At 70.3% G+C, this 6,109-nt stretch carries 7 protein-coding genes and 1 pseudogene; 2 read left to right on the forward strand and 6 right to left on the reverse strand.

The genetic code is table 11. From position 1 onward, the window contains the following. Nucleotides 1-369 precede the first annotated feature (369 nt). Nucleotides 370-1,317, forward strand: coding sequence for a hypothetical protein (locus ACZ38L_RS37945; protein ID WP_465702425.1), 948 nt, complete (start codon nucleotides 370-372; stop codon nucleotides 1,315-1,317). A 372-nt stretch (nucleotides 1,318-1,689) separates the two neighbouring features. Continuing rightward, the gene (locus ACZ38L_RS37950) at nucleotides 1,690-2,163 is read left to right on the forward strand and encodes a replication-relaxation family protein (RefSeq protein ID WP_465702428.1); all 474 of its coding nucleotides are present in this window, start codon (nucleotides 1,690-1,692) and stop codon (nucleotides 2,161-2,163) included. 121 nt (nucleotides 2,164-2,284) lie between these two features. Here the strand turns inward: ACZ38L_RS37950 and ACZ38L_RS37955 are convergent. The 6 genes and pseudogenes from ACZ38L_RS37955 to ACZ38L_RS37980 all read right to left on the reverse strand — a co-directional run. Next, nucleotides 2,285-2,566, reverse strand: a pseudogene (locus tag ACZ38L_RS37955) (helix-turn-helix domain-containing protein); the annotation flags it as partial. 33 nt (nucleotides 2,567-2,599) lie between these two features. After that, nucleotides 2,600-3,514 carry a hypothetical protein gene (locus tag ACZ38L_RS37960; protein WP_465702433.1) on the reverse strand — a complete coding sequence of 305 codons (915 nt, stop codon included), beginning with the start codon at nucleotides 3,512-3,514 and terminating at the stop codon, nucleotides 2,600-2,602. Nucleotides 3,515-3,528: 14 nt separating this feature from the next. Then, nucleotides 3,529-4,515 (reverse strand): DUF6895 family protein, encoded by a 987-nt coding sequence (locus ACZ38L_RS37965; RefSeq protein WP_465702438.1) that lies wholly within the window; start codon nucleotides 4,513-4,515, stop codon nucleotides 3,529-3,531. Then, a complete protein-coding gene (locus ACZ38L_RS37970) occupies nucleotides 4,424-4,660 on the reverse strand; it encodes a hypothetical protein (RefSeq protein ID WP_465702444.1) in 237 nt (78 codons plus the stop codon). The genes ACZ38L_RS37965 and ACZ38L_RS37970 overlap by 92 nt, the downstream gene beginning before the upstream one ends. Nucleotides 4,661-4,713: 53 nt before the next feature. Beyond that, on the reverse strand, nucleotides 4,714-4,974 hold the full coding sequence (locus ACZ38L_RS37975; protein WP_465702440.1) for a hypothetical protein: 261 nt from the start codon (nucleotides 4,972-4,974) through the stop codon (nucleotides 4,714-4,716). Nucleotides 4,975-5,309: 335 nt separating this feature from the next. After that, nucleotides 5,310-5,801 carry an NUDIX domain-containing protein gene (locus ACZ38L_RS37980; protein ID WP_465702442.1) on the reverse strand — a complete coding sequence of 164 codons (492 nt, stop codon included), beginning with the start codon at nucleotides 5,799-5,801 and terminating at the stop codon, nucleotides 5,310-5,312. Between the last annotated feature and the right edge of the window lie 308 nt (nucleotides 5,802-6,109).

Genomic DNA, 6,109 nt, shown 5'->3' on the forward strand with positions numbered 1-6,109 from the left:
TTGTCAGCCAAGACTGGGTTCCCGAAGCCGGGATTCCGGTCGTGAACTGCGCTTTTGCCGCCTTGATCGGCTACACCACTCGGTGGGACACCATCGCAGGCCGCTGACCCAGCACACGACCTCGCCACCCGGGCACTTCCTCCTGACTGCGGGATAGGGTGTGTCAACTTGACGGCTGATCTTGGTTGTTGAGGGGTCCAGGGGCAGGCCGATGCCGCGCTACCCCCGTCAAGTCCAGGGGGGCGGCACCAGCCGCACCGCACGCCACGCCCCACCCGCCTGCTGGAGCCGAACGAGACCGCGTTCTTCGCCCACTTCCTCGCCCAGTGCGCCGTCCCCAACGCACAACTGGTCCGCCAGGGCGACATCGTGCACCTGGTCGACGTCGTCTCCGGCTCCGCGGCCCTCCTGACCCGCGAAGACGACACCCGGCGGGTGCGCGAAGGCGGACCCCGCCAGCTGTGGGGGCGCGTCGAGCAGGTCCTGGACGCCTACGACAACGCCGACCAGCCCACCCCCCGACGCGTTCCGCTCGACGTCACCCCCCGACGCCCAGGTCCTGCGGGCGCCAGGCATGCCCGACCTCCACCTCGCCCGCGGATGACCACCCCGACCCGCGCGTCGGTGTCCTCCTCCGCGTCGCGGTCGCGCAGCGGGCGGGGCTCCGACCGGGGGGGTGCCGGTACGCGACCGCACACCAGTACACACGGCCGTAGCAGCGGCCCGCGACGCCTACGACATCGTGGTCTTCCTGCACAATGGCACCTGGTCGTACCCCGAGCGCGATGGGTTGCATGGAGCACCGGGTGCTGCGCAGGCCGTCGCAGTCGACGCCCCGGGTGTGGGCGAGTACCGCGGGCGGCGGACGAGCAGGCCGTCGCCCTCGATCTCGCCGAGGGCCAGGAGTACGAGATCAACGGCATCATCACCGACGCCGACGGGCAGGCCATCACCTTCCCCAGCACGGTCGTCCACATCATCCCGGCCCGCTGGCTGCGCCCGCCCGGCGAGCGCCTGGTCCTGCACCCGGACACGGCCCACTTCCACCGCGCCCTGGTGTGCCGGGACGCGGACCAGATGACACCGGCAGAGATCGACCGGGCGGCGGGCAAGGCGCTGGAGCAGCTTCACCATGTCCGGGGCCTGACGCTGGAGGACCCGACGTTCGACTGGTCGGTGCTCACCGCCGAGGCGGACCACCAGGAGTGGCTGCGGATCGCCGAGCACGTGCGCAAGGCCGGGCTGACCGTCTACGACCCGAGAGCCGGCCCCGACGCCGTGGAGCATCCCCCGCTGATCCGCTTCCGGCAGCGGTGAGCACCAGCTCCAGCGCAGCGGCTGAGCCGGGTTTGTACCCGCCACAGGACAGAAGTGTTCCCCGTGGTGGTAACGGCTTCGCTGTCGGGCGGTTGATCGGGGCCGGCCGCGCTTTGTACTCGCCCCCGCACTCCCGCCGCGTCCGCATCCCTTCGATGGCGGTGAGTCAGCGCCGACGGTCAAGCGGGCGGGAAGACCGCGGTGATGCCCGGGACTTGCGGGTCAGCGAGCGGTCGGGGCGAGCGCTGGCGGCGGGCCTGGCCTGGGAGCGGCATGGATGCCCTGTGCTCGGCGGGTCTTACGAGTGTCCCGAGGCCGCCTGCCGCCCAGTTCACTGTGCTGGCGGTGGAGTTGGCGGGGGATCGGTCACTCATGCAGCAGGTGGGCGGTGTTCAGTTCGGTGAGGCCGAGCCGGACGGCGTCGCGCGGCTGCGGGCGTTCGTCGAGGTCGACCGAGGCACCATGGGCGCCGAACGGCTGGCGTCGAAGCTGAACGCCTACGCCCGCTACTGGGCCACCGCGCCGCTGCCGGCCGGAGTGCGGCCCGGCACCACGGAGGCCCAGGACGGCGGGGTGCCGACCTGGGAGCGCCGCTACACGCGCTTCCCCCGTCTGCTGTTCGTCCTCACCGGCACCGGCGAGACCGGCTTCTTCAACCGGGTCGGCCAGCTCCAGCTCCACGCCCGCGACCGGCACGTCGCCAGGATGCTCGCCGCCGTCCCGGCCGGCGCCGCCCGGCTGGAGGACCTGGAGACCGAGGGGTACGACGGCGCGGTCTGGTGGACCCTGGTCGATCCGGACGCCGATGCCGTGCCCTGGTGGGAGCTGGCCAGCAGTGGGCGCTGACCGGCAGCGACGCCGGTTCTTTGATGGCCTGCCCCGATCCCGGGGCCGGCCATCAAGGAATCCCGCCAGGCGCCGGGGCGGGCATCGAGGAATCGGCGAGAGCCCCGGGGAGACCATCAATGATCTGCACCGCCAGAGCCTGCGCGTGCGCCGCGGCGACCTGGGGGAGCGGGACCTCCTGGTTCACGACCTTCCGGATCGTGGGAAGGTCCAGTCCCAGTTCGCGCAGTGTCCGCACGAGGTCCAGGCGGGCGACGGCGTCGATGCCGTAGCGGCGGTAGCCGGCCGGACTGCGGTCGGTCGGCGGCACGATCCCGCAGTCGGAGTAGAACCGGATGGCCTTGACCGTCAGACCGGCCCGCCGGGCCAGATCGCCGATCGAGTGGAGCGTGTCGCCGTTCATGCCCCTACTCTCCCGTCTCCCCCTACCGGAGACTCAAGCCCATTCGTCAACGGTGGCGCCCGCTTCGAGAACGGGGGCCATCACCGGCCACACACGCTCAAGAAGGCGGAAGCCCGGCACCGATGTCTCCGCCAGTGCCCACAGCACGGAGACGGTGACGGGCAGGTAGAGGTCCTGATCTGGTCTCCGCAGAGCAGGACCCTCCGCCAGCTCACGTGCGTAGTAACCGAATCGCCCGTCCGCCCGCTGCTGGCACAGCAGATACTGCGTCGCGTAGTCCAACTCCTCCTGCCCACGCGCCCCGAGGTACTTGAGGGTCCGCAGCAGGCTGGATCCGAGGATCAGGTCGTACTCGCGCAGCTTCTGCAGGAGGAGGACCGGCAGGGCGAGCAGCAGATCCGGAGCCTCCGCGGTCACGATCTCGCGCGAGCCGAACAACGTTGACCCGGCGAGCCTGTTGCAGACCTCCCTGAGTTCGGCGACCTCGGCTCGCAGAAGCGATTCGGCCGTTACAGGCGTGTCGGCCTCGACCCGGCCGCTCCCGCCGAACGGTTCCTCACCCAGGGCGTCCAGCAGGTGTGCCACGCCGGTCAACCGCACCGGAACGACATCCATCTCCCGCAACGCGGCGGAGACTTTGCGGGCGAAGGATGCCAGGGGGTCGGATTCGAGACCGCGCTCACGCATGATGCTGTGGCACAGGAGCAGGAGCTTCGCGTCGAAGGTGAACGGGTCGAATCTCCCGGCAGCGCATTCGCGGTCGAGCGCGCTGCTCACCTTCGCCGCCATCACATCGCCGTAGCGTGCGGCGCCCGGTGCCCCCGCCCTTTCCGCGATCGACAGGCCGAACAACGCTTCGAGCTGCCGACTCAGAGGCGTAGCCGGCAGGCAGGCCGTTGCGTACACGAACTCGGCCGCCCGTTCCAGGCTGCTGCGGCACTGTGACATGACACCGAATCCCCTCAGGGGTTGTGCAGCGCCGCGAGTGCGGCGAGCGCCGAAACGAGCGTGGTGTGGTAGAGGGCGCCCACCTCCGGTTCGGTGGCCGCGGCCGCAGTGGGCATCGCGGGGTTCTCTCGGCGGGCCCGGGTGCCGGGAACCGCGCCGTCGGCTCGCTGTGCCGATGCCAGGCCCCGCCATCCCGCATCTCGAAACGCACAGGGTTCTCGTAAGCACAGGGCCGAGAGAATGAGCTCCGCCGCGAGATCCCAGTCGCGCGCGACTATGTACATGCCGAGGAGCCGCTCGACCAGCTTCGCGAGTCGTCTGCGCTCCGCCTCACCGATGCCCTCAGGGGGGCGGTGGCCCAGGTCGGCCGCGTAGAAGATGACATGCGTGAGAACGTATGCCTCAGCCCGGGAGAGGAAGATCGGGTTCACTGGCCGTGCCGGCATCGTGGTGAGGTAGAGCGTCAGGTACGAAGGCAGTCCATGACGCACCTTCGCCAGGTCGAGCGCGTGCCGGAGTTCCATCGTTCTGTGCGGCGCGAGCGCGGGTGCCGTCACCGTGCTGGCCTCGACCAACTGCTCGACGGATGCACGGAACGCGCCTCCGTCGAGCCTCCCGGCGTGCTCAAGCGCCACCGCCACCATGAGATGGGGAACGAGGGTTTCCGGCTCGCGGAACGGGCGCTCCCGATAGGTCGGCTTGTGGTGCGTGGACTCCAGGAGGTCGAGGAACCGGTCGGTCACGGCCGTGTCCACGGGCCATGAGCACCGCCGGGCCGAGAGCGTCAGGATCGCCAGCTCGGAGAGCGGGATTTCGCAGAGCCCGGCGAGTTCACCGTCCTTGAACGGGTCGAAGTGCGCCAGGTGGCGGTCGAGCCAGTCCAGAGCGCCCTCCAGTACCCGCCCTGGCTCACTTGGGGGAATCAAGATCGCACTCGCACACGGCGTGCTCGCCCCCGGGGCTTCCGGACGCGATGATCCACCAGGAATCCCCCGTCGCACGGTAGTGCGCCATGGTGCGCGCGAGTTGCGGGATCGCGTCCCTCAGCGGGGCGTCGAGATCCACCATTCCGTTGTCCTGTATCCGCTGGACGCTCTGTTCGATGGCCTCTCGGCTCGGGCGTCCCCGGGAATTGCTGGCTCCCATGAGATCTCACCTTCCTGAGGGTCGGTCAGTCGTCGTGCCCTCCTGGCGGTCGGTCAGGTGTCGTGCAGGTGGTTGCACCAGCCCCTACTGCCAGTCAGCCAGTACGGGGTGTCGGCGGCCGTGGCGTCCTGGCGCCACAGGTAGTTCCGGTCGAGTACGTCGATGACGTCCCGCGCGGGGGCGTCCAGGTTGATCACCCCTTCGTCGTGAAGGTGCTGAACGTGCTCGTAGATCTCGGCTTCCATCTCGGCCGCCGCACGTTCGTCGACCTCGGGCTCGTGCCCCTTGTTAGGGGTCTCATTGCTGTGTGTCACGGTGTCCTCCCCTGTTGGGGTTGACTGCGTCGTCCAACGCCACTGACACAATCCAGCCTGCTCGGTTCTGCGGAGTTTGCAACTGGGTGGCGGTGCCGTGGCATTGCTGGCGATCGAGGGGAACGACCGTGGGGCTGTCACCAGCGAGAGCCATCACACGGCCCGGCCGATTCACCCTGGCCAACGAATTGCCCACCCGTTGGCCAAGTAACACGCAAACTCTGGCCATCTACGGTACACAGTCACAGCCGGGCCGGCTGCGGCCTGCGCTCGGGAGGTCAGCGCCACCGGTAGGAGGTGCTGGTCATCGCCGGGAGCAGCAGCGGCCCGCCGGCCTAGGCGGTGTCGGGCCGGACGGCCTGGTCGAGGACGGCGCCGACGTCCGGGTACAGGTGGAGGCCGGCCGCGTCGGCCACCGGCAGCCACACCACCGGCGCGTGGTCCGGGTCGTCCTGCTCGACCGCGGCGACGGCCGCCGCCAGGTGGTCGGGCAGGTGGGCGACGTAGACCAGGTGCTGGCGCCGGAACAGCTCCGTCTGGCCCGGTCGCTCGGTCTCCTGGTCCTGGACGAAGCGCAGCTGCGGCGGTGCGGGCAGCATCGCCAGGTCGAGGCCGAGCTCCTCGAGGAGCTCCCGGCGCAGCGCGGTCTCGGGTTCTTCGCCGTCCTCGTCCTCGACCAGGCCGCCGGGCAGCGAGTGCCGGAGGTTGGCCTCCCGCTGGCGACGGATCAGGCAGAGGCGGCCGTCGTGGACCAGCGCCGCGCACACCCGCGTCCGGACCGGCCCGGTCACCGCGCTGGTGGTCACCGCGTTGTCCAGGCCGGGCACGCGGGCTCGTGCCAGGTGGTGCGGACGACCACCCCGCCCGGGGTCAGGTGCTCGCTCGACCACGTCTGGCAGCACGCGCCGCCACCCGGCCGGGCCGGGGCCGGCGGCCATCCGGCGCGGACCAAAGCGGCGGGCGCGGACGCGGTGAGCGCGGACGGACGGTGGCGACGGCGGTGCCTGGTCATGGGTGTCGTCATGCCGAAGGCTCTGCTTGAGGCCCCTGTGCGTGCAGAGTACGCCGGGCGGCAGTACGTCGGCATCGACTTGCATCGCCGCCGTTCAGTGATCGTGAGGCAGACCGAGCAGGG

The organism is Kitasatospora sp. NPDC024654 (assembly GCF_055559155.1).

Bases quoted from the DNA above. Each gene is read 5' to 3' on its own strand.
- ACZ38L_RS37950 (WP_465702428.1), top strand. From the start codon at position 1,690: ATGCAGCAGGTGGGCGGTGTTCAGTTCGGTGAGGCCGAGCCGGACGGC.
- ACZ38L_RS37960 (WP_465702433.1), bottom strand. From the start codon at position 3,514: ATGTCACAGTGCCGCAGCAGCCTGGAACGGGCGGCCGAGTTCGTGTAC.
- ACZ38L_RS37970 (WP_465702444.1), bottom strand. From the start codon at position 4,660: ATGGGAGCCAGCAATTCCCGGGGACGCCCGAGCCGAGAGGCCATCGAA.